Genomic DNA, 20,712 nt, shown 5'->3' with positions numbered 1-20,712 from the left:
GGGCGACCGCCATGCCTGAGGGCGACACCGTCTACCGCGCCGCGCACCGGCTGAACGAAGCGCTGGCCGGAAGCACCTTGCTCCGCAGCGACTTCCGGGTGCCGACGCTGGCGACGAAAGACCTGTCGGGAGCCCGCGTCGAGTCCGCGCGCGCCGTCGGCAAGCACCTGTTCGTCGACCTCGCCGGGACCACCGGCTCGACGCTCTCGATCCATTCTCACCTGATGATGGACGGCGCCTGGCACGTCTACCGTCCCGGCGAGAAGTGGCGTCGACCCGGGTTCACCGCCCGGGTCGTCCTGCGGACCGAGGACGTCGAGGCGGTCGGTTTCGACCTGGGGATCCTGGAGTTGACCGCGGACCCGGACGCCGCGGTCGCCCACCTGGGGCCGGACCTGCTCGGTCCGGACTGGGATGCGGAGGCGGCCACGGCGAACCTCGCCGCGCAGCCGGACCGTCCGATCGGTCTCGCGCTGCTGGATCAGCGCAATCTCGCGGGAGTCGGGAACATCTACCGGAGCGAGCTCTGCTTCCTCGCCGGCGTCCACCCGGAGACGCCGGCCGGCGCGGTGGACCTGGGCGGCATGGTCGCCACCGCGCACGGCCTGCTGCAGGCGAACGCGCTGCACGCGTTCCGGTCGACGACGGGCGACCGCCGTCGCGGACGCGAACTCTGGGTGTACGGCCGGGACCGCCGCCCGTGCCGGCGGTGCGGCTCGGGGATCGTGCGGGGCTCCCTCGGCCCGGCGCGAGGTCCGGCCGGCGAGCGGGTGACCTACCGGTGCCCGCGGTGTCAGCCGCCCTACACCGGGTAGCGGTCGGGCTCGGGGCCGAACTTGAAGCGGCGGCCGGTGATCTCCTCGACGTCGATCACCACGTAGTTCATCTTGAGCGTCGGCACCCACGGCTTCAGGGGCAGCTTGTCGGCCTCGGCGATCTCGGAGGTGCCGGTGAGGATGCGAGCGGTGCCCTTGGCCACCACACTCCAACCGATCTTGCTGGTGAAGCCGTCCGTCTCGAACGCGACGCGGCCGTTGACCGCGATCTCCGAGAGCTTGGTGCCCTCCCCCGTGCGGAACAGCACCGTGCCGTCGGCGGCGTAGGCGTTGATCGGGAAGATCTCCGGCTCACCGTCGACGCTGAGCGCGAGCCGCCCGAAGACGCTCTCGGACAGCAGGTTCCAACACTGGTCGGCATCCAGGATGCTGATCGGCTCCATGTGTTCCTCATTTCCCGCAGCCGACGCGGACCGGGGCTGATCCGTCGGCGCGTCACTCGAATCTATGCCGACCATCCTCGTCGCGTGCGATAAGCGGAGACAAGGGCACTTGGGCCCCGGTGCGCGAGATCACTCCGGGGCTGCGCGCCGAGCGCACATTCGGACGGTCCTACTCGGGCGCGGGGACCGGCTCGAGGATCTCGCGACGGGCTTCGGGTGCGGCCACACGCAAGGCGTCGGCCGATTCGTCGTCCGGCTGGCGCTGCGACTCGATCTCAGCAGCGACGCGCGCGCAGTAGTTCTCGATCTCCCACTCGCGCTTCTCGTCGGTCCAGCCGAGGATCGGGGCGATGAGGTCGGCCACTTCGCGGGCGCAGTCGGCGCCACGGTGGCTGTACTCGATCGCGATGCGGGTCCGGCGGGCCAGCACGTCTTCCAGGTGCAGGGCGCCCTCGTACTCGGCGGCGTAGACGGCTTCCACCCGCAGGTACTGCGGTGCGGTCGCGATCGGCGCCAGCAACGACGGATCGTCGGCAGCAAGGCCCAGCACCTCGTCGAGCAGGGATCCGTAGCGGTTCAGCAGGCGCCGTACCCGGTACGGGTGCAGGCCGTAGTGTTCGCCGAGGTGCTCGCACTGGTTCACCAGGGCGAAGTAGCCGTCGGCGCCGAGCAACGGGACCCGTTCGGTCACGGACTTGCCGACCCGGTCAGGAATGAACTCCGCGGCGGCGTCCACGGCATCGGCGCCCATCACCCGATACGTGGTGTACTTTCCGCCGGCGATCGAGATCAGGCCCGGCGCCACCGCGGCGACCGCATGCTCGCGGGACAGCGCCGACGATGCCTCGTCTTCACCGGCCAGCAGCGGGCGCAGACCTGCGTAGACGCCCTCGATGTCGTCGTGTGTCAAGGGTGTCACCAACTCGGCGTTGACCCGCTCGAGGATGTAGTCGATGTCCGCCCGTGTGGCCGCCGGGTGTGCCAGGTCGAGGTTCCAGTCGGTGTCGGTGGTGCCGATGATCCAATGCGTCTCCCACGGAATCACGAACAGCACGGAGTTCGCGGTGCGCAGAATGATCGCGGTCTCGCTGACGATCCGGTCGCGCGGCACCACGATGTGCACACCCTTGGAGGCCCGCACCCGGAAGTGCCCGCGCTGACCGGAGAGGTGCTGCACCTCGTCGGTCCAGACGCCCGCGGCGTTGACGACGCTGTGCGCGCGCACCCGGGTGGTCGCACCGGTCTCGCTGTCGCGCAGCTCGACTCCCGTGATGCGGTCGCCCTCCTTGAGAAAGCCGACGGCCTGCGTCGACGTGCGGACCACCGCGCCGTACTGTGCGGCGGTCCGGGCGAGTGTGAGGCTGTGGCGGGCGTCGTCGACCACCGTGTCGTGGTAGCGGATGCCGCCGACCAGGGCGCCGCGGCGCAGGCTCGGTGCGATGCGGTGCGCTCCCGCCCGCGAGACGTGCTGCTGCCCGGGCACAGACTTGGCGCCGCCCATCCGGTCGTAGAGGAACAGCCCGGCGGCGATGTAGGGGCGTTCCCAGAACCGTTTGGTGATCGGGAACAGGAACGGCAGGGGCTTCACCAGGTGCGGGGCCAGCAGGCTCAGGGAGAGCTCCCGCTCGCGCAGCGCCTCGCGCACCAGCCCGAACTCCAGTTGTTCAAGGTAGCGCAGACCGCCGTGGAACATCTTCGACGAGCGGCTCGACGTCCCCGAGGCGATGTCGCGCGCTTCGACGAGGGCCACCCGCAGTCCGCGAGTCGCCGCATCCAGCGCCGTGCCGACACCGGTGACGCCGCCGCCGATCACGACGAGGTCGAACTGTTCCTCGCCCAGTCGCCGCCACGCCTCGGCCCGCTGGGCGGGCCCGAAAACCGCAGGGCGCTCCTCATTGTATTCGCTCGACACCCCGCAAATGCTACCCGAGGGTAACTGTTCTCGTGGCAGACTGACGACGTGACGATCCCCACCGATTCCCGCAGCCACCGCTACGTCGCCGCCATCGACCAGGGAACCACCTCGACCCGCGCCATCCTGTTCGACCACCGGGGGCAAGCCGTCGCCAGCGAGCAGGTGGAGCACAGGCAGATCTTTCCCCGCGCGGGCTGGGTGGAGCACGACCCGATGGAGATCTGGCGCAACACCCGGCGAGTGTCGGCCTCCGTGCTCGCGTCGGCGCAGGTGACCACGGGCGAGATCGCCGCCTGCGGCATCACCAACCAGCGCGAGACCACGGTCGTCTGGGACCGCACGACCGGCGAACCGGTCTACCACGCGATCGTCTGGCAGGACACCCGCACCGCCGAGTTGTGTGAGGAACTGGGCGGCGGCGAGGGACCCGATCGCTTCCGCGCGAAGACCGGGCTGCCGCTGTCCACGTACTTCGCCGGCCCGAAGGCGCGCTGGATCCTCGACCACGTCGACGGGGCCCGCGAGCGCGCCGAGCGCGGCGATCTCGCGTTCGGCACCATCGACAGCTGGCTGGCCTGGAACATGACCGGCGGGGTCGACGGCGGCAAGCATCTGACCGACGTCACCAACGCCTCGCGCACGCTCCTGATGAACCTGCACACACTGGACTGGGATCCCGAACTCTGCGACGCGATCGGCATCCCGATGTCGATGCTTCCGCAGATCACCTCCAGTTCCGCGGTGCTCGCCTCCCTGCGGACCCGCGGTTCGTTCCCGGACGTCCCGCTCGGCGGAATCCTGGGCGATCAGCAGGCCGCCACCTTCGGCCAGGCGTGCCTGTCCCCCGGCGAGGCCAAGAACACCTACGGGACCGGAAACTTCCTGCTCCTGAACACCGGCACCGAGCCCGTCTTCAGCGATCACGGCCTGCTCACCACCGTCTGCTACCGGTTGGGCGACGAGCCGGCCCGCTACGCACTCGAGGGCTCGATCGCGGTCACCGGATCCCTGGTGCAATGGCTGCGCGACAATCTGGGGTTGATCGGCCGCGCCGCCGACGTCGAAGCACTCGCCGCCCAGGCCGAGGACAACGGCGGGGTGTACTTCGTCCCCGCCTTCTCGGGTCTCTTCGCTCCGCGGTGGCGACCGGACGCCCGTGGCGTGATCGTCGGCCTGACCCGATTCGCCGACAAGCGGCACATCGCCCGCGCCGTCCTGGAAGCCAGCGCCTACCAGACCCGAGAGGTGATCGAGGCGATGGAGGCCGACTCCGGCGTCGCGCTGACCACGCTCAAGGTGGACGGCGGCATGGTGATGAACGACCTGCTCATGCAGTTTCAGTCCGACGTCCTCGGCGTCCCGGTGGTCCGCCCGCAAGTCACCGAGACCACCGCCCTCGGCGCGGCCTACGCCGCCGGGCTGGCCGTCGGCTTCTGGGAGAGCCCGGAGGACATCCGCACCAACTGGGCCGAGGGCAAGCGCTGGACGCCGACGATGCCCGACGACGAGCGCGAGCGCCTCTTCGCCGGCTGGAATCGCGCCGTCACCCATTCCTTCGACCTCGCCTGAACTCGTACGACCGCCGCTCCGCGCTGGTCGAATGGCCGGCGCGAACGACGTGAGTGCCGGCGTATCGAGACCACCCGCACGCCGACCAGCGAGATATCCGTTAACATACAACTAAATGGTTGTATATTGAAGAGGTGACCGAGGACGACGAGGACAGAGCGGACGCACTGTTCCACGCCCTCTCCGACCGGACCCGCCGCGACATCCTGCGGCGCGTCCTGGCCGGCGAGCACTCGGTCACCGCGCTGGCGGAGAAGTACGACATGAGCTTCGCAGCGGTACAGAAGCACGTCGCCGTGCTGGAGAAGGCCGGACTGCTGACCAAACGTCGCAGCGGCCGGCAGCAACTGGCCTCCGGAGACGTCGCCGCTGTGCGTTCGGTACAGACGATGCTCGGCGACCTGGAACAGATCTGGCGCGGCCGGATCGCCCGGGTCGACGAGTTACTGGCCGTCGAATCACCCGATCGCTGACCCGACCCCCTCGAACCCGCCCCACCCGACACCACCAAGGAGCACGCCATGCCCGTCATCGCCGCCACCCCCGATCTCGACGCCCTCACCCTGACCATCACCGCGGAGTTCGCCGCCCCGGTCGACCGGGTCTGGGACGTCTACGCCGACCCGCGCAAGCTGGAGCGCATCTGGGGCCCGCCCGGATACCCGGCCACGTTCGTCGAGCACTCGCTGCCCCCCGGCTCGCGCTGCACGTACTACATGACCGGACCCGACGGCGAGAAGTTCGGCGGCTGGTGGCAGATCACCGCCGTCGACGCGCCCCGCTCGTTCGAGTTCGACGACGGCTTCGCCGACGCGGACCTCAATCCGGTCGCCGACATGCCGGTCTCGAAGAACGTGTACGCCTTCACCGAGAACGACGGCGTCACCCGCGCCGTGTTCACCTCCACCTACGCCGACGCCGCGGGCCTGCAGCAGGTACTCGACATGGGCGTCGTCGAGGGCGCCAGCGCCGCGATCAACCAGATCGACGCGCTCCTGGCCGCCTGAGGCGCCGGTCCGCGTACGCCTTCACGACCGGGGGCCGCTCTGCTCTGCCGCGAGTCGTGCCCGATATCGCCGCGCCACCGTGAACTCGCGGAGGGCGATCGCCACCCCCGCCACCCCGATCAGCGCGTAGCCGAAGCTGAGCACGCGGGCCGAGCCGAGCAAGTCCGGACCGCCGAGCGCGACCAGCAGTCCGGCCAGCGCCGAACCGAACGCCGTCGCGATCAGCTGCACGGTGTTCATCCCGGCGGGCACCTGCGACCGGCCGGCCCCGCCCTCCGAGAGCCGCAGTCCCGACGTGAGCCAGTGCGCCATCGCCATGCCGATGCCGCATCCGGCCACGAACAGGGCCGCGAACCACCCGTAGAGCACCGGCCCCGACGGTCCGGCGAGCTGCAGGGCGCCGTACCCGACGAACCCGGCCGACACGCACACCGGGCCGGCCACCTGGACCGCCCGCCTGCCCCGTTCCCCGACGATGCTGGAGCTGCCGATCGAGGCGACCGTCCAGCCCCACGAGATCGCCGCCCCGAGCAGTCCGGCCGCCAGCGGCGACATCCCTCCGAGCTCCTGACCGAAGAGCGGCACAAAGGTCTCGATGGTCGACGCGAGGGTCATCACCCCGATCGCCAGGTAGATCCACCGCAGCGGCGAAGGCCCGCGGTACACCGACAGCGGCAACACCCGCGCCCGCGCACGCGGTCCCGTCCGCTCGCGCACGACGAACAGGACCGCCAGCCCCAGCGCCGCGACCAGGAGCAGGGCGATCGCGGCCCGCGCCGAGGCGATCGACGCCACGCTCACCAACAGTGTGGCGGCCGCGAGCAGCAGCAGCGCGAGCCACGGGACGCCGCCGCCGTCGTCCGGGTCGCGAGTGCGCGCCGGCAGCGCACGCACAGTCAGCGCGGCCAGTCCGGCCGCGATCACCGACATCAGCACGAACGCGCCCCGCCAGATGCCGAACTGCGCGAACGCGCCGCCGATGATCGGCCCCAGCAGATTGCCCACGCCCCACATCGCCGACATCAACGCGATGGCGCGCTGCCACAGGCGCTCGGGCAGCACCAGCCGGAGCACCGCGAAGCCCAGCCCGGCCAGCAGACCGGCTGCCAGACCCTGAATGCCCCGGCCTACCAGCATCACCGGCATGCTGGGCGCCGCGGCGGCCACCGCGGTGCCCGCCGCGAATACGCCGAACCCCGCCAGATACGCCGCCCGGCCGCCCCACCGGCCGAGCGCCCGGCTCACCAGCATCGAGCTGACCACCGCGGCGACGACGAAGATCGTCATCGTCCACGCGTACAGCCGCTCGCCGCCGATCTCGCGGACCGCGCTGGGCAGCAGGCTCACCGTCACATAGGTGTTGGTGGCGAACAACCCGATGCCGCCGGCCAGCACCACCACCGGTGCGCGATGGTCGTGGTCGAACAGCTCGCGCCAGCGCCCGACGCGACCGTCAGTCGAGGTCGTCGTGCCGCACAAGCTGTCGCGCCGCCTCGGTGATCGACCCGGACAGCGACGGGTACACCGAGAAGGTGTTCGCCAGGTCGGACACTTGAAGCTTGTTCTCCACCGCGAGAGCGATGGGCAGGATCAGTTCGGAGGCGTTCGGTGCGACGATCACGCCCCCGATCACCACACCGGTCGCCGGACGGCAGAAGATCTTGACGAAGCCGCGCCGCAGCCCGCTCATCTTGCCGCGCGGGTTGGTGGCGAGCGGAAGCATCACGGTGCGCGCCGGGTACTCCCCCGCGTCGATCGCCTTCTGCGAGACGCCGACGGTCGCGATCTCCGGGCGAGTGAAGATCGCCGACGAGACCGTCTTCAAGCGGATCGGGCTCACCCCCTCGCCCAGCGAGTGGTACATGGCGACACGCCCCTGCATGGCCGCCACCGAGGCCAGCGGCAGCACCCCGGTGCAGTCGCCCGCGGCGTAGATGCCCGGCACGGAGGTGCGCGACACCCGATCGACGGTGATGTAGCCGCCCCGGTCCACCTTGACCCCGGCTGCATCGAGCCCCAGGTTCGCGGTGTTGGGAGTGGAACCGACCGTCATGAGCACGTGCGAGCCGGTCACGGTCTGGCCGTCGGCCAGGTCGACGGTCACCTCGTCGCCGCGGCGGGTCACGCGCTCGGCGCGCGCATGCTTGATCAGCGAGACGCCCCGCTCGGCGAATGCCTCCTCCAGCACCAGTGCGGCGTCCTCGTCCTCGTGCGGCAGCACCCGGTCGCGACTGGACACGAGAGTCACCTTGACGCCCAACTCGGTGTAGGCGTGGACGAACTCCGCGCCGGTCACACCGGAGCCGACCACCACCAGATGCTCGGGGAGTTCGTCGAGGTCGATCAGCTGCCGCCAGCTGAGGATCCGTTCGCCGTCGGGCTTGGCCGAGGGCAGTTCGCGCGGCGAGGCGCCCGTCGCGATCAACACGACGTCGCCCTCCAGGGTTTCTGTGCCGCCGTCCGGGAGGGTCGCGATCACCCGGTGGGCGCCGACCCCCGGCTGTACCTCCGACAGCGCCGCCCGGCCGTTGACGATCCGGATTCCCTCACTGACGAGCCGTGACCGGATGTCGGCCGACTGCGCGAACGCGAGATCCCGGACGCGCTGGTGAATCGTCGGCAGGGTGACCGTCGCCGCGGACAAGTCGATGTCGATGCCGAGGTCGGATGCCTTGCGAACCTCGGTGCGGATGCCGGTCGACGCGATGAACGTCTTGCTGGGCACGCAGTCCCACAGCACACAGGCGCCGCCGACGCCGTCGCTGTCGATGAGGGTGATGTCGGCGCCGTAGGCCGCACCGGCCAGCGCCGCCTCGTAGCCGGCGGGACCGCCGCCGATGATCACGATCCGTGCCACTTCGTCGTCTCCTCGTCGTCACTGGGCCTCGCGACGGCGGAGCTGACGCGCGCGCGGGCTGTCGCCTCCAAACCTATCGGGTCGCCGCGCCGCGCGGGCGGTTCGCCCACTCGCCGGTTTCCTCCGTCGCAGCAAGGGCATAGGCTTTGCGCCGTGCCTCTCTATGCCGCCTACGCGTCGAACATGGATCCCGCTCAGATGCTGCAGCGGGCGCCGCACTCGCCGATGTCGTCCACCGGCTGGCTGCACGGGTGGCGGTTGACGTTCGCCGGCGACGACATCGGCTGGGAGGGCTCGCTGGCCACCGTCACCGAGGACCGCGAATGTCCCGACTCGAAGGTCTTCGTCGTGCTGTACGACGTCCCGCCCGAGGACGAGGCGAACCTGGACCGCTGGGAGGGCACCGAACTCGGGGTGCACCGGAAGATCCGCGCCCGAGTCGAGACCGCGGACGGACCGGTATTGGCGTGGCTGTACGTGATCGACGGCTACGAGGGCGGCCTGCCGTCGGCGCGCTACCTCGGCGTGATGGCCGACGCCGCGGAGATCGCGGGTGCCCCCGCCGACTACGTCCAGCGGCTGCGGCTGCACGAGGCCCGCAACGTCGGGCCCGGCCCCGACGAGCCGATGGACAACCAGGGCTGACCCGCGGGGACGGTCAGCCGCCCAGGTCTCCGTCCAGGATCACGCCGGCGAGGGTGGCGACGCCGATGCCCAACGCACGCTCGTCGACGTCGAAGTTCGGCTGGTGCAGGTCACACTGCGGCCCGACACCCGGCCACACGCCCAGCCGCGCCATCGCGCCCGGAACGTGCTCGAGATACCACGCGAAGTCCTCGCCGCCCGGCGACTGCGGGGTGTCGACCTCGGCGGCCGGATCGATCGCGGCGACCGACCGGCGTAACAGCCCGATGCTCAGATCGTCGTTCACCACCGGCGGCACGCCGCGCACGTACGTGAGGTCGTAGCTCACCCCGAGCGGCGCGACCAGTTCGCCGACGATGCTGCGGACCAGGGGTTCGAGCTCCTCCCAGACTGCGTGGTCGCCGGTGCGGACGGTGCCGCGCATCCGGCCCTCCTGCGGGATGGCGTTGGGCGCATCGCCGGAATGGACGGCGCCCCAGCTCATCACGGTGCCCGAGCGCGGGTCGACGCGCCGCGCGAGGATGCCCGGAAGCCCGGTGATCAGCACTCCCATCGCGTACACCAGGTCCGAGGTGAGATGCGGGCGGGAAGTGTGCCCGCCCGGGCCGTGCAGGTGCACCTCGATCCGGTCGGCGGCGGAGGTGAGCGCGCCGGCCCGCAGGCCCACGGTGCCCACCTGCAGGTGCGGATCACAATGCAGCGCGTAGATGCGGGCCAGACCGTCGGTCACGCCGGCGTCGATCGCGTCGAGCGCGCCGCCCGGCATCACCTCCTCCGCGGCTTGGAAGATCAGCCTGGCGCTGAACGGGAGCTCGTGTTCCACCCCGGCCAGCAGACAGCCGACGCCCATCAGGATCGCGGCGTGGGCGTCGTGCCCGCACGAGTGCGAGACGCCCTCGACGCGCGAGGAGAAGGGCAGTCCGGTCTGCTCGGGCACCGGCAGCGCGTCGAGGTCGGCCCGCAACCCGATGCGCGGGCGGTCGGCCGGTCCCAAGTCGCACACCACCCCGGTGCCGGCCGGGAGCACCACCGGGTTCAGTCCGGCGCCGCTCAGCACGTCCACCACCTTCGCCGTGGTCGCGAACTCGGCCCGCGACAACTCCGGCGCGGCGTGGATCTCCCGGCGCCAGGAGATCACCTGGTCCAGGTTCTGCTCCAGCCAGGCGCTGATCTCCGGACGCGCGGCGGGGTACGGACCACCGGTCATCAGAGCAGGGTGGCGGGTGTCGGAACGTTCAGATCGGCGAGCAGCGGCTGACGGAGGCCCCGCTTGATGACCGCCTGATTCGGGTTGACCAGGCCGGCTCGCGCACGCGCCACCTCCGCGGCCCGGTCGATCAGCACCTCCGCGGGCACGGCCTCGTCGACGATGCCGACCAGGGCAGCCTCTTCGGCGCCGTAGCGGCGGCTGGTCAGCATGGCCTCGGTGGCGACGGCATCGGGGACGCGGGTGCGCACCAGCGCCGCCATCCCGCGGGTGAAGGGCATGCTGAGCGCGGCCTCGGGCAGCGACCAGAAGCCGCGCCCGGTCCGCATGATCCGGTGATCGGCGCACAGGGCGAGCATGGCGCCGGCGCCGAAGGCGTGGCCGTTGATCGCCGCGATCGTCGGGGCCGGCAGCGTCAGCACCGTGGCGTACAGCTCGTGCACTCTGTCCAGGTAGGCCGGCAGCTCGGCGTAGTGCGCGGCGACGTAGTCGGTGTCCAGACCGTTGGTGAAGAACTTACCGGTGGCCGTCAGCACGATCGGCTTGTCGGCGGCCACCGCCTCGTCGAGCGCCCCGGTGACCTGGTCGAGCCACTCCAGGCCGAACCGGTTCTCCGGGTTTCCCTCATCCAGTTCGACGCCGGGCGAACCGAGGAAGACGACGGCGGCATCATCGGTGACATTCACGTAAGGCATGGCAGAGACTCTATCGCTGCACCCGCTCCGCCCCGCCCCTTAGGGTTGTCCCCATGGACCCCACGCACGAACCGGACGCCGCGGCGATTGCTGCCGCTGCGACGATCGCCGCCGAAACCGACTGCCGCAGACACGATGTCGCCATCGTGCTGGGTTCCGGCTGGGCGCCGGCCGCGGCGGCGTTCGGGGCTCCGGTCGCCGAGGTCGCCATGACCTCGCTCCCGGGATTCAGTACGCCGTCTGCGCGCGGACACGGGGGCCGGGTGCTGTCCGTCCGGGTCGGCACCGCCCGGGTCCTGGTACTGCTGGGCCGCGTGCACGCGTACGAGGGTCACGCTCTGGCCCGCGTGGTGCACCCGGTGCGGACCGCGGCAGCGGCCGGGGTGCACACCGTGGTGCTCACCAACGCCGCGGGCGGCATCCGGGAGGGCCTGCGGGTCGGGCAGCCGGTGCTCATCGCCGATCAGCTCAACTTCACCGGCCGCTCCCCGCTGGCCGGTGCGCAGTTCGTCGACATGGTCGACGCCTACTCGCCGCGTCTGCGCGCCGCGGCCCGCAGCGTCGACCCGGATCTCGCCGAGGGCGTGTACGCGGGTCTGCCGGGCCCGCAGTACGAGACGCCCGCGGAGATCCGGATGCTCGCCGCGATGGGCGCCGACCTGGTCGGGATGTCGACCGTGCACGAGACCATCGCGGCCCGCGCCGCCGGCCTCGACGTCCTCGGATTCTCGCTGGTGACCAATCTTGCCGCCGGGATCACCGGCGAGTCGCTCGATCACAGCGAGGTGCTCGCCGTGGGCCGCGACTCCGCGGCGCGGATGGGCGCGCTGCTGGTGGAGGTGGTCGCCGCGGTGAGTGAGCGATGAACCCCGGGCCCGCGAACGGGGACCGAACGACGGCGGAGGCGCCGCTGCGGTTCGGCACCGCAGGGCTGCGCGGCCCGCTCCGCGACGGCCCGGGCGGCATGAACGTCGACACGGTCACGCGGGCGACGGCGGGGCTGGCGGCCTGGCTGACGAGCACCGGCCGGGGCGGCGGACTCGTCGTCGTCGGGCGGGACGCGCGGCACGGTTCGGAGGAGTTCTTCGCCGCGACCACGCAGGTGCTCGCCGCCGCCGGCTTCGACGTCGTCGCCCTCCCCGACCCCGGTCCGACGCCGCTGGTCGCCTTCGCCACCCGCCGGCTCGGCGCGGTGGCCGGAGTGATGATCACCGCCTCGCACAATCCCCCCGGAGACAACGGTTACAAGGTCTACGTGCAGGGCGGCGCACAGCTGATCGCGCCCGCCGACCGCGAGATCGAGGCGGCGATCGACGCCGCTCCCCCGGCCGCCGCCGTCGCACGGACGCCGGTTGCGCCGGACCGGCGGGCGCTGACCGTTCGCGACGACTACCTCGACCGGCTCGACGAGCGGTTCGGGCCGCCCGTGCCCGCCGCCCTGACCATCGCACTGACGCCGATGCACGGGGTCGGCGGGGCGCTGGCCCGCGAAGCGCTGGCGCGCAGTGGTTTCACCGACGTCCACGTCGTCGCCGAGCAGTTCGACCCCGATCCGGACTTTCCGACCGTCCGCTTTCCGAATCCCGAGGAGCCCGGCGCCACCGACCTGCTGCTGGCACTGGCCGCCGAACGGAATGCCGACCTGGCCCTGGCGCTCGATCCGGACGCCGATCGGTGCGCGATCGGTGTCCCCGATGCCGCGGGACGCTGGCGGATGCTCACCGGCGACGAGACCGGTGCGCTGCTCGGCTCGTGGATCCTGGACCACTGGGACGGCGACCGGGCCCCGGTGATCGCCTCGTCGCTGGTGTCGGGCACGCTGCTGCACCGGATCGCACTCGCCCGGGGCGCCGATGCCCGCCGCACCCTGACCGGCTTCAAGTGGCTGGTCCGCGCGGGCGAACCGTTGGCCTACGCCTACGAGGAGGCGCTCGGCCACTGCGTCGATCCCGTGGCGGTCCGGGACAAGGACGGGATCAGCGCCGCGGTGGCCGTGGCGCTGATCGCCCAGGAGTACGCCGACCGCGGCGTGACCCCGGCCGAGGCCCTGGACGATCTGACGACGCGGTACGGCCGGCATGTCACCGCCCAGCGCAGCCTCCGCGTGGAGCAGCTCGCCGACATCGGCGCGCTGATGCGCCGCCTGCGCACCGCGCCGCCGCCCGAACTGGCCGGACTCCCGGTCGCCGCCGTCGATCTGCTGCACGACGGTCCGGGGCCGCACACCGACGCCGTCGAACTGGCCGGTTCGCGCCCAGACGGCACGACACTGCGGGTGACGGCCCGACCCAGCGGCACCGAGCCCAAACTCAAGTACTACGGCGAGCTCGCCGCCGAGCCCGGGGACCCGCGGTCCGCAGACGATCTGCGTGCAGAACTCGCGCGCGTCCTGCGAGAATTGCCGGACCGACCCCGCACGAGGAGCGCACCATGAGCTACGGCTATCCACAGCCCGGCTATCCGGCGCCGCAGCCGCCGAACCGCACACCGCAGATCCTGGCGATCGTCGCGATCGTGGTGGCGCTGGTCGCGGCCGGAGTCGTCGGCTTCCTGTTCCTGAGGGGCTCGGACAACGACGACGAACCCGTGGCCCAGACACCCGGTGTGGTCACGGTGATCGAGCAGGAGCAGTCGTCGCCGTCGCCCGGCGAGACCACCACGGTGGTGCCTCCGACCGTGACCACGACCGTTGCGCCCGGACCCGAGTCGGTGCCGGTCGCCGGGGCCGACGACCGGGGCTTCCTGTCCGGGCCGCGCTGCCACGACGCCGCCGATCCGGCGATGTTCATCGGGCAGACGGCCCGCTCGCGTGTGGTGATCTGTCAGGTGGGCGCACAGACCGGGCGGTACTACTACCTGGGCTACGCCGGTGGGAAGACCATCGAGGTGGGCTATCCGACGCGCTCGGGCTCGACGTTCACCGCGGTCAACGGCGCCACCCGATACATCGTGTCGCCGTCGTCGCTGGTCATCACCCAGAACAGCGCGACTGTGGCCACTGAGCCGATGGTGCAGTCGTGGGTGCGCTGACCGACTACCTCGGCCGGTAGAAGCCCTCGAACGTCTGGTCCAGGTTGGTGGTGCGGACCGGGTTCACCTGGACCGGGTTGCCGGCTTCCACCATCTGGCCGTTGCCGATGTACATCGCGACGTGGCCGCTCCACACTGCCAGGTCGCCGGGTTGCAGCTGCGACTGGGAGACCGGGAAGCCTGCGGTGTCCTGATCCTGAGCAAGGCGGGGCAGCTCCAGACCGGCCTGGCGGTACGCCCACTGGGTCAGGCCGCTGCAGTCGAAGCCGTCGGGCGTCGTCCCGCCCCAGACGTACGGCACGCCCCGCTGGCTGAGCGCAGCGCGGACCGCGGCGGCGGCGCGTGCATTGGGCGCGTACGCCACGGAACCGTCGGGCAGGGTGATCGGCACCTTTCCCGGCGACACGGACACGCTCTCGGCCGGCGCCTGATGCCGGCCGAGTCCCTTCGCGTCGGTGGCCAGCTCGGCCTGGGTCCGGTTCACCACGGCCAGGCCGCGCCCGAGGTGATCGGCGGCGATCGGCACCAACACCAGCAGCGCCGCCGGCGTGAGCGTCGGCGCCGCCGCGGCGGCCGCGCTGACGAACGAGTCGGCGAGCGCGTTGAGTTCGGTGTTGGCCTGCTTCACCCGACCGGCGGCGGTCTGGACCAGCGTCGCGATGTCCGCTCCGTCGCCACCGGTGTCGGCGTCCTCACGCACCGACCTGATAGCCCGTCCGGCGGCAGCCCGGCCGCCGTCGCCCTGCCAGCCGGTCGTCGTCTCCGCGGCGGCTTTGCGGGCGAGGTCGCCGGCCTGGTCGAGCGCGTTCCGGGAGGCGGTCAGCGTGCCGACCGGGCCACCCGCGGGCAGGTCTCCGGTGCCGAGCGCCGCGATGAGCATCCGCAGCGGTGCGATCAGGAACTCGACGCTCATGCCGTCATCTCCGTCGCGCCGGCCGCGTCGGTGCCGCGGTACGCCAGGCCCGCGACGGTGGTCGCCGCGGCTTGACCGGTGTGGGCGGCGGACAGTGAGTCGAGCCGGGCGGCTCGGGCACTCATCGCGGCCGCGAGAGCCGACAGGAACGGTGCACCGATCAGCCCGAAGGCGGGCGCGTAGGCGGCGGCGTCGAAGCGTTCGGCCAGGGCGCGTTCGGCGACGATGCCGGCGGCGGCGCTCTGCCGGCCGACGATGGCGGACAAGGACGTGTCGTTCACGGTGAGAGGCTTCATGGTCATTTAGACGCAGCGGCGGTGCGTTCGGTTCCACGGCACGTAGGCTTTCCGGGCATGAGCAGCGGTTCGGTGGATGTGCACGTGGTCACGCACCCGTTGGTGCAGTCCCGGATGACGCTGCTGCGCGACGAGGGGACGTCGAACGCCGACTTCCGCGCACAGCTGACCAAGATCACCGCCATGCTCACCTACGAGGCACTCGCTGCGGAGCCGACCACGCCGGTCGCGGTGCAGACGCCCGTCGGACCCGCAGAGTGCGTGGAGCTGGCCGGGCGGCCACTGTTCGTGCCGGTGCTCCGGGCCGGTCTCGGGATGCTCGACGCCGCACTCGGCCTGGTCCCCGACGCGCAGGCCGGGTTCGTCGGCGTGGCCCGCGACGAAGCGACCGCCGAGCCTCACGAGTATCTGGTCTCGCTGCCCGAGGACCTGGCCGGGCGCCGGGTCTACGTGCTCGACCCCATGCTCGCCACCGGAGGTTCGCTGATCCACACGCTGGACGTCCTCGCCGGCCGCGGCGCCACCGACGTCACCGCCGTGTGCGTGGTCGCGGCGCCGGAGGGGGTCGCTGCGCTCCGCACGACGCGGCAACGGGTGCGGCTGGTGGTCGGCGCGATCGACGAGTGCCTGAACACATCGTCGTACATCGTCCCCGGGCTCGGTGACGCCGGGGACCGGCAGTTCGGTCCCCGCAACATGTGAGCTCGCTCCACCCCGGTAGTGTCGTGCGCATGGCCGGAGACATCGTCCCCATTGAACTCGGACTCACCGATGGAAACCTCTTCACCCTGTGGGCGCCCCGCTGGCGCGAGGGCGAGGACGAGTGGGAGGCCTTCCTCGGTCTCGACGAGGACCTGTACGGATTCGACTCGGTCGCCGCGCTGGCCGCATTCGTGCGGACCGACGACGACAACGACCTCGCCGACCATCCCCAATGGGAGACGGTGAAGAAGCTCCAGGCCGAGGAGCTCATCCCGGACGACAAGCACAGCTACGACCTCATCGGCGTCCCTGAGCTGGCCGCCGAGGACCCCCGCGGCGAGGTGATCGCCGAGCTCGAGAACGCGCTGGAGATCACCCGGATCATCGGCGAGGTCTGCGACCTGACCCCGGTCACCAAGTTCTTCACCGCCAACCAGATCCTGTCGGCGGTGACCGTCGGCACCGACAACTTCCGCGGCCGCGAGGGCGTGGACCTCTGGGTCCGCATCGGCCGCCTGATCGCCAAGCACTGGGACGACGTGATCGACGCGCTCGACGAGGTCGTGAGCACCCCGGACGTGGACGCCGAGGCCCTCACGATCGCCGAGGACGAGCTCGACGCCGCCGCGTCCGCCGAGGACGAGGACGAGCCGGAGTTCGATCCGGTGGACCCGCTCGACGACGACGCCGACGACGAGACGGACGAGGACTCCGACGACGACGACTCCGACGACGACGACTCCGACGACGAGGAGGAGGACGACTTCTGGTCCCAGGTCGGCATCGACCCGATCCGGATCTACACCGACGAGGGCGAGTTCCTGACCCTGCGCTGCTACCTGCGCGACGAGCCGGTCTTCCTCGGCGCCAAGGGCAACATCTACGGCTTCAGCTCCGAGCGCGCCCTGACTCGTTACCTCGCCGAGAACAACGATCACGCGCTCGGCAAGGTGTCGACCTACGACGAGGTCCAATCGATGGCGAACGGGGGCGAACTGGAGTACGACGTCCTCGAGGAGAACGTGTACGCGCTCCCGGGCCTGACCGAGGACCTGCTCGACGGCCCGCGCGCCGTCGACGGGCGCCAGCTCGACCTCGCCGTCGAACTGCTGACCGACGCCGCTGATTTCGCCGGGATCGACACCGTCGACGAGGCCCTGGGCAAGACCACGCCGCTCGGCTGGCTGGTCGATTACGCGATCAACCCGGACCCCGATCGCCTGGCGCCGTCCGGTCCGTACGACAACGAGTCCGAGGCCTGGCGCGCGCTGGTGAACGACTTCGAGGAGCGCCTCATCCGCCGCGGCTGACGACCCAGCCGCGAACGGAGCGCCCGGCGTATCGCTGTCGAGATGGTGATCGAGCAGCCGCGAACGGAGCGCCCGGCGTATCGCTGTCGAGGTGGTGATCGAGTAGCCGCGAACGGAGCGCCCGGCGTATCGCTGTCGAGGTGGTGATCGAGTAGCCGCGAACGGAGCGCCCGGCGTATCGCTGTCGAGGTGGTGATCGAGTAGCCGCGAACGGAGCGCCCGGCGTATCGCAGTCGAGGTGGTGATCGAGTAGCCGCGAACGGAGTGAGCGGCGTATCGAGATCTCAGCCGAGCAGCACCGCGTACCCCGGCTTGATCACGTCGTCGATCAGCTCCAGGCGCTTGTCGAAGTGCAGGAACGCCGACTTCATCGCGTTCACGGTGAACCGCTCGAAGTCGGCCCACCCGTAGTCGAACGCCTCGTGCAGCACCATGAACTCGCGGCTCATGGTCGTGTTGCTCATCAGCCGGTTGTCGGTGTTGACGGTCACCCGGAACCGGAGTTTGGCGAGCACGTTGAACGGGTGCTCGGCGATCGAGTCGACGGCCCCGGTCTGAACATTGCTGCTGGGGCACAGTTCGAGCGGAATCCGCTTGTCCCGCACGTAGTTCGCGATCGTGCCAAGCTCCGCCCCCGGGTACTCGCGCTGGTCCGGCCGTGCGTCCGGAGGCAGCACGATGTCGTCGATCACCCGGACCCCGTGGCCCAGCCGGTCGGTCCCGCAGAACGAGAGCGCCTCGTGGATCGACGGCAGTCCGAACGCCTCGCCGGCGTGGATGGTGAAGTGCGAGCACTGTTCGCGCATGTAGTCGAACGCAGCCTGGTGCCGCGTGGGCGGGTTCCCGGCCTCGGCGCCGGCGATGTCGAATCCGACCACCCCGCGCCCCTCGAAGCGCGTGGCCAGCTCGGCGATCTCCAGCGACCGCGCCGCATGCCGCATCGCGGTCAGCAGGCACCGTACGACGATGGGCCTGCCCGCCGCCCGGGACAGGTCCTCCCCCTCCGCGAAGCCAGCCAGCACCGCCTCCACGACCTCGTCCAGCGAGAGCCCCTGCTCGGTGTGCAACTCCGGCGCGAAGCGCACCTCGGCGTACACGACGCCGTCCTCGAACAGGTCTTCGGCGCATTCGCGCGCCACGCGGGTGAGCGCCGGCGCGGTCTGCATCACGCCGACGGTGTGCGCGAAGGTCTCCAGGTAGGTCTCCAGCGACCCGGAGTCGGCGGCGGTGGCGAACCACTCCCCGAGTTCCTCGGCGGTGTCGGCGGGCAGCTTGTCGTACCCGTTCTCGCGCGCCAGGTCCAGCACCGTCGCCGGCCGCAGCCCGCCGTCGAGGTGATCGTGCAAGAGGACCTTGGGAGCGAGCCGGCAACTGTCGATGGTGATCGTCTCGGGAATGCCCATGCCCCCACCGTAGGCAACCCGTGGCCGCTCGGCTGGCCGAGCGTCGATCGGGGTCGGGGTCGGGGTTGGGGTCGAGGACAGGCGAATCCGGCGAAACGGCATGATGGGAGTCATGAGCGAATCCGACGACCAGCGGCCGGCCGCGAACGACGACGCACACTCCGTCCCACCCGCCGAATCGCCGGCCGATGAGGCGCGCGAACCCGACGTGCAGGACGAGGTGACCGAGTTCCAGCCGTCCGCCGATCCCTTCGACGCGCAGACGCTTCCAGGCAACCCCTACGGCACTCCGCAGTACGGCACTCCCCAGTACGGCACTCCCCAGTACGGCACTCCCCAGTACGGCACTCCCTACTATGGCGCGCCCTACGAGGCGAACCAGTTCGGCGCCGATCCGTTCGGCGCGTTCCCGCCCGCGGCCCCGATGCAGACCGCCCCCGATCCGCCGCGGCTGGGCGCGGCGTTCAGCTGGGCAGGAAGTCGATTCTCGGCCAACATCGGCGTGCTGGTCGGCGCCGCAGCGTTGTGGGCCGCCATCATCATCGGCGCGGCGCTGCTGGCGGGCGTCGTCATCGGCCTGGTCGTTCTCGCCGTGAGCGGCTTCGCCGTCGACGTGGACGAATCGGTGTCGATCGGCGCGGCGATCACCAGCGGGGTGATCGCCGGAATAGCCGTCGCCGCGATCACCGGGTTGGCGACGTCGTGCTGGCTGAACGGCCTGATCACCATCGCCGACGGCAAGCGAGCGGATATCGGCGACTTCTTCCGCCCGGTGGCACTGGGCCCGATCCTGCTGGTCACGCTCATCGTCTCGGCGGTCTCGACCGTCGCCGATCTGCTCCTGTCCCAGTACCTCGGCCTGGAATGGATCTCCCTCCTGGTCTCCCTGGCCCTCACCTTCCTGACGATCTGGATGGTGTACTTCGCCGCCGACACCGGCGCCGGGGTCGGTCCGTCCCTCAGCAACGGCCTCAATCTCTCGGCCGGGCGCGCGGGGCCGACCCTCGTGGTGCTGCTGATCGCGTTGCTGATCACGATCGCCGGCGCCCTGGCCCTGCTCGTCGGCCTGCTCTTCGCGATGCCCTTCGCCGGTCTGCTGACTCTCTACTATTTCCGGGCTCTCACCCGCCGCCCGATCGCGCAGTAGCCGGCGGGTGGACAGCGACACGAGCACCCGTCGCCGGTCTCGGGCGCCACGCCCGACCAGCGCTCTGCGATGGTCCTGGGGCCGGCTCCGCGCCACCCCCGGCACGATCATCGGTGCGAGCGCGACGTGGACACTGATCCTGCTGGCCGGCTTGCTCGGCGTCTTCCTGACGGCGGACTGGATCGTCGGTTCGATCGTCACGCACATCCTCCGCACCAGCACCGACGCACGGGGAGCGCTCGATGCGACGATCGCGGTGCAGGACGCTCAGGGCTACCTGGAGAGCGCACTCTGGCTGGTTCCCGTAAGCCTTTCCATCGCTTGCTGGCTGAACGGCGCGATCGTCATCGCCGACGGGCGGCGTCCAGTGTTCACCGACTTCTTCCGGCCGACGGCCCTGGCGCCGGTGCTGTCGATCGTCGCCGTCACCGGCTTGCTCACCGCCGGGCTCGAGGCGCTCTTCGTCGAAGAAGCCGGATTCAGCTGGACTTACCTCGTGTGCGTGGCCGCCGTGGAGATTCCGGCCACCTGGATGTACCTCGCCGCAGCCGATTGCCCGAGGGCGTCACTGCGCGCCGGCGTCGCCGAGGGATTCACCCTGCTGTGCGCCAGACCCGGAGCGACGATCGTGATGCTGACCGTCACCCTCGTCGTCCTCGCCGTCGGCGTTCTCTTTCTCGGCGTCGGTCTCCTGGTGGCCCTCCCACTGACGGAGTTCCTGGCGATCTACTACTTTCGCACCCTCACCGGCCGGTCGCTCGCCCCGTAGGACGTCCGCGCTCGGTCGCCGCGTTCCG

21 protein-coding genes are annotated in these 20,712 nt (G+C 70.9%); 12 read left to right on the top strand and 9 right to left on the bottom strand.

Annotated elements, in window-relative coordinates; translation table 11 throughout:
• Positions 1-11 precede the first annotated feature (11 nt).
• Positions 12-815 carry a DNA-formamidopyrimidine glycosylase family protein gene (locus C6V83_RS07020; protein ID WP_105941791.1) on the top strand — a complete coding sequence of 268 codons (804 nt, stop codon included), beginning with the start codon at positions 12-14 and terminating at the stop codon, positions 813-815.
• Here the strand turns inward: C6V83_RS07020 and C6V83_RS07015 are convergent.
• Entirely contained in the window at positions 803-1,219 is a 417-nt protein-coding gene (locus C6V83_RS07015; protein ID WP_105941790.1) for a pyridoxamine 5'-phosphate oxidase family protein, read from the bottom strand. The two genes, C6V83_RS07020 and C6V83_RS07015, sit on opposite strands and share 13 nt — an antisense overlap.
• A 169-nt stretch (positions 1,220-1,388) precedes the next feature.
• Positions 1,389-3,131: a glycerol-3-phosphate dehydrogenase gene (glpD, locus tag C6V83_RS07010; RefSeq protein ID WP_105941789.1), complete on the bottom strand. Its 1,743-nt coding sequence runs from the start codon at positions 3,129-3,131 to the stop codon at positions 1,389-1,391.
• Positions 3,132-3,179: 48 nt separating this feature from the next.
• On the opposite strand from glpD, the gene glpK reads away from it, so the two are divergent.
• The 3 genes from glpK (at position 3,180) to C6V83_RS06995 (ending at position 5,710) form a co-directional block, all read left to right on the top strand.
• The gene (glpK, locus tag C6V83_RS07005; RefSeq protein ID WP_407646253.1) at positions 3,180-4,703 is read left to right on the top strand and encodes a glycerol kinase GlpK; all 1,524 of its coding nucleotides are present in this window, start codon (positions 3,180-3,182) and stop codon (positions 4,701-4,703) included.
• Positions 4,704-4,837: 134 nt separating this feature from the next.
• Entirely contained in the window at positions 4,838-5,176 is a 339-nt protein-coding gene (locus C6V83_RS07000) for an ArsR/SmtB family transcription factor (RefSeq protein ID WP_105941788.1), read from the top strand.
• A gap of 48 nt (positions 5,177-5,224) precedes the next feature.
• Positions 5,225-5,710 (top strand): SRPBCC family protein, encoded by a 486-nt coding sequence (locus C6V83_RS06995; protein ID WP_105941787.1) that lies wholly within the window; start codon positions 5,225-5,227, stop codon positions 5,708-5,710.
• A 21-nt stretch (positions 5,711-5,731) separates the two neighbouring features.
• Here C6V83_RS06995 and C6V83_RS06990 read toward each other — a convergent pair whose 3' ends face one another.
• Both C6V83_RS06990 and C6V83_RS06985 read right to left on the bottom strand, forming a co-directional pair.
• A complete protein-coding gene (locus tag C6V83_RS06990; protein ID WP_199832599.1) occupies positions 5,732-7,189 on the bottom strand; it encodes an MFS transporter in 1,458 nt (485 codons plus the stop codon).
• Positions 7,164-8,567 (bottom strand): NAD(P)H-quinone dehydrogenase, encoded by a 1,404-nt coding sequence (locus C6V83_RS06985; RefSeq protein WP_105941786.1) that lies wholly within the window; start codon positions 8,565-8,567, stop codon positions 7,164-7,166. Before C6V83_RS06985 ends, C6V83_RS06990 begins: the two co-directional genes overlap by 26 nt.
• A 153-nt stretch (positions 8,568-8,720) precedes the next feature.
• Between C6V83_RS06985 and C6V83_RS06980 the strand changes: the two genes are divergently transcribed.
• A complete protein-coding gene (locus tag C6V83_RS06980; RefSeq protein WP_105941785.1) occupies positions 8,721-9,212 on the top strand; it encodes a gamma-glutamylcyclotransferase in 492 nt (163 codons plus the stop codon).
• Positions 9,213-9,225: 13 nt separating this feature from the next.
• Here C6V83_RS06980 and C6V83_RS06975 read toward each other — a convergent pair whose 3' ends face one another.
• Both C6V83_RS06975 and C6V83_RS06970 read right to left on the bottom strand, forming a co-directional pair.
• A complete protein-coding gene (locus C6V83_RS06975; RefSeq protein ID WP_105941784.1) occupies positions 9,226-10,419 on the bottom strand; it encodes an amidohydrolase in 1,194 nt (397 codons plus the stop codon).
• The gene (locus C6V83_RS06970; protein ID WP_105941783.1) at positions 10,419-11,114 is read right to left on the bottom strand and encodes an enoyl-CoA hydratase/isomerase family protein; all 696 of its coding nucleotides are present in this window, start codon (positions 11,112-11,114) and stop codon (positions 10,419-10,421) included. Before C6V83_RS06970 ends, C6V83_RS06975 begins: the two co-directional genes overlap by 1 nt.
• Positions 11,115-11,167: 53 nt before the next feature.
• On the opposite strand from C6V83_RS06970, the gene C6V83_RS06965 reads away from it, so the two are divergent.
• The 3 genes from C6V83_RS06965 to C6V83_RS06955 are packed head-to-tail and all read left to right on the top strand — an operon-like array spanning position 11,168 to position 14,144.
• Positions 11,168-11,980, top strand: coding sequence for a purine-nucleoside phosphorylase (locus tag C6V83_RS06965; protein WP_105941782.1), 813 nt, complete (start codon positions 11,168-11,170; stop codon positions 11,978-11,980).
• The gene (locus C6V83_RS06960; protein ID WP_105941781.1) at positions 11,977-13,548 is read left to right on the top strand and encodes a phospho-sugar mutase; all 1,572 of its coding nucleotides are present in this window, start codon (positions 11,977-11,979) and stop codon (positions 13,546-13,548) included. Before C6V83_RS06965 ends, C6V83_RS06960 begins: the two co-directional genes overlap by 4 nt.
• Positions 13,545-14,144, top strand: a complete 600-nt coding sequence (locus tag C6V83_RS06955) for a hypothetical protein (RefSeq protein ID WP_105941780.1) — start codon at positions 13,545-13,547, stop codon at positions 14,142-14,144. The genes C6V83_RS06960 and C6V83_RS06955 overlap by 4 nt, the downstream gene beginning before the upstream one ends.
• Positions 14,145-14,148: 4 nt before the next feature.
• Here C6V83_RS06955 and C6V83_RS06950 read toward each other — a convergent pair whose 3' ends face one another.
• Both C6V83_RS06950 and C6V83_RS06945 read right to left on the bottom strand, forming a co-directional pair.
• Entirely contained in the window at positions 14,149-15,057 is a 909-nt protein-coding gene (locus C6V83_RS06950) for a C40 family peptidase (protein WP_105941779.1), read from the bottom strand.
• On the bottom strand, positions 15,054-15,338 hold the full coding sequence (locus C6V83_RS06945; protein ID WP_159067466.1) for a hypothetical protein: 285 nt from the start codon (positions 15,336-15,338) through the stop codon (positions 15,054-15,056). The genes C6V83_RS06950 and C6V83_RS06945 overlap by 4 nt, the downstream gene beginning before the upstream one ends.
• A gap of 87 nt (positions 15,339-15,425) precedes the next feature.
• Here C6V83_RS06945 and upp point away from each other — a divergent pair, with 87 nt between their 5' ends.
• Both upp and C6V83_RS06935 read left to right on the top strand, forming a co-directional pair.
• The gene (gene upp, locus C6V83_RS06940) at positions 15,426-16,055 is read left to right on the top strand and encodes a uracil phosphoribosyltransferase (RefSeq protein WP_105943781.1); all 630 of its coding nucleotides are present in this window, start codon (positions 15,426-15,428) and stop codon (positions 16,053-16,055) included.
• A gap of 29 nt (positions 16,056-16,084) precedes the next feature.
• Entirely contained in the window at positions 16,085-17,365 is a 1,281-nt protein-coding gene (locus C6V83_RS06935) for a primosomal protein (protein ID WP_105941777.1), read from the top strand.
• Between the two features lie 284 nt (positions 17,366-17,649).
• Here the strand turns inward: C6V83_RS06935 and C6V83_RS06930 are convergent, their stop codons facing one another.
• Positions 17,650-18,768: an adenosine deaminase gene (locus tag C6V83_RS06930; RefSeq protein WP_105941776.1), complete on the bottom strand. Its 1,119-nt coding sequence runs from the start codon at positions 18,766-18,768 to the stop codon at positions 17,650-17,652.
• 112 nt (positions 18,769-18,880) lie between these two features.
• Here C6V83_RS06930 and C6V83_RS06925 point away from each other — a divergent pair, with 112 nt between their 5' ends.
• Positions 18,881-19,915, top strand: coding sequence for a proline-rich domain-containing protein (locus C6V83_RS06925; RefSeq protein WP_159067465.1), 1,035 nt, complete (start codon positions 18,881-18,883; stop codon positions 19,913-19,915).
• A 7-nt stretch (positions 19,916-19,922) separates the two neighbouring features.
• Positions 19,923-20,684, top strand: a complete 762-nt coding sequence (locus tag C6V83_RS06920; RefSeq protein ID WP_105941774.1) for a hypothetical protein — start codon at positions 19,923-19,925, stop codon at positions 20,682-20,684.
• Positions 20,685-20,712 lie beyond the last annotated feature (28 nt).

Origin of the sequence: Gordonia iterans (assembly GCF_002993285.1) — a bacterium.
GTDB lineage: Bacteria > Actinomycetota > Actinomycetes > Mycobacteriales > Mycobacteriaceae > Gordonia > Gordonia iterans.
This window is presented reverse-complemented; position numbering and strand designations above follow the sequence as displayed.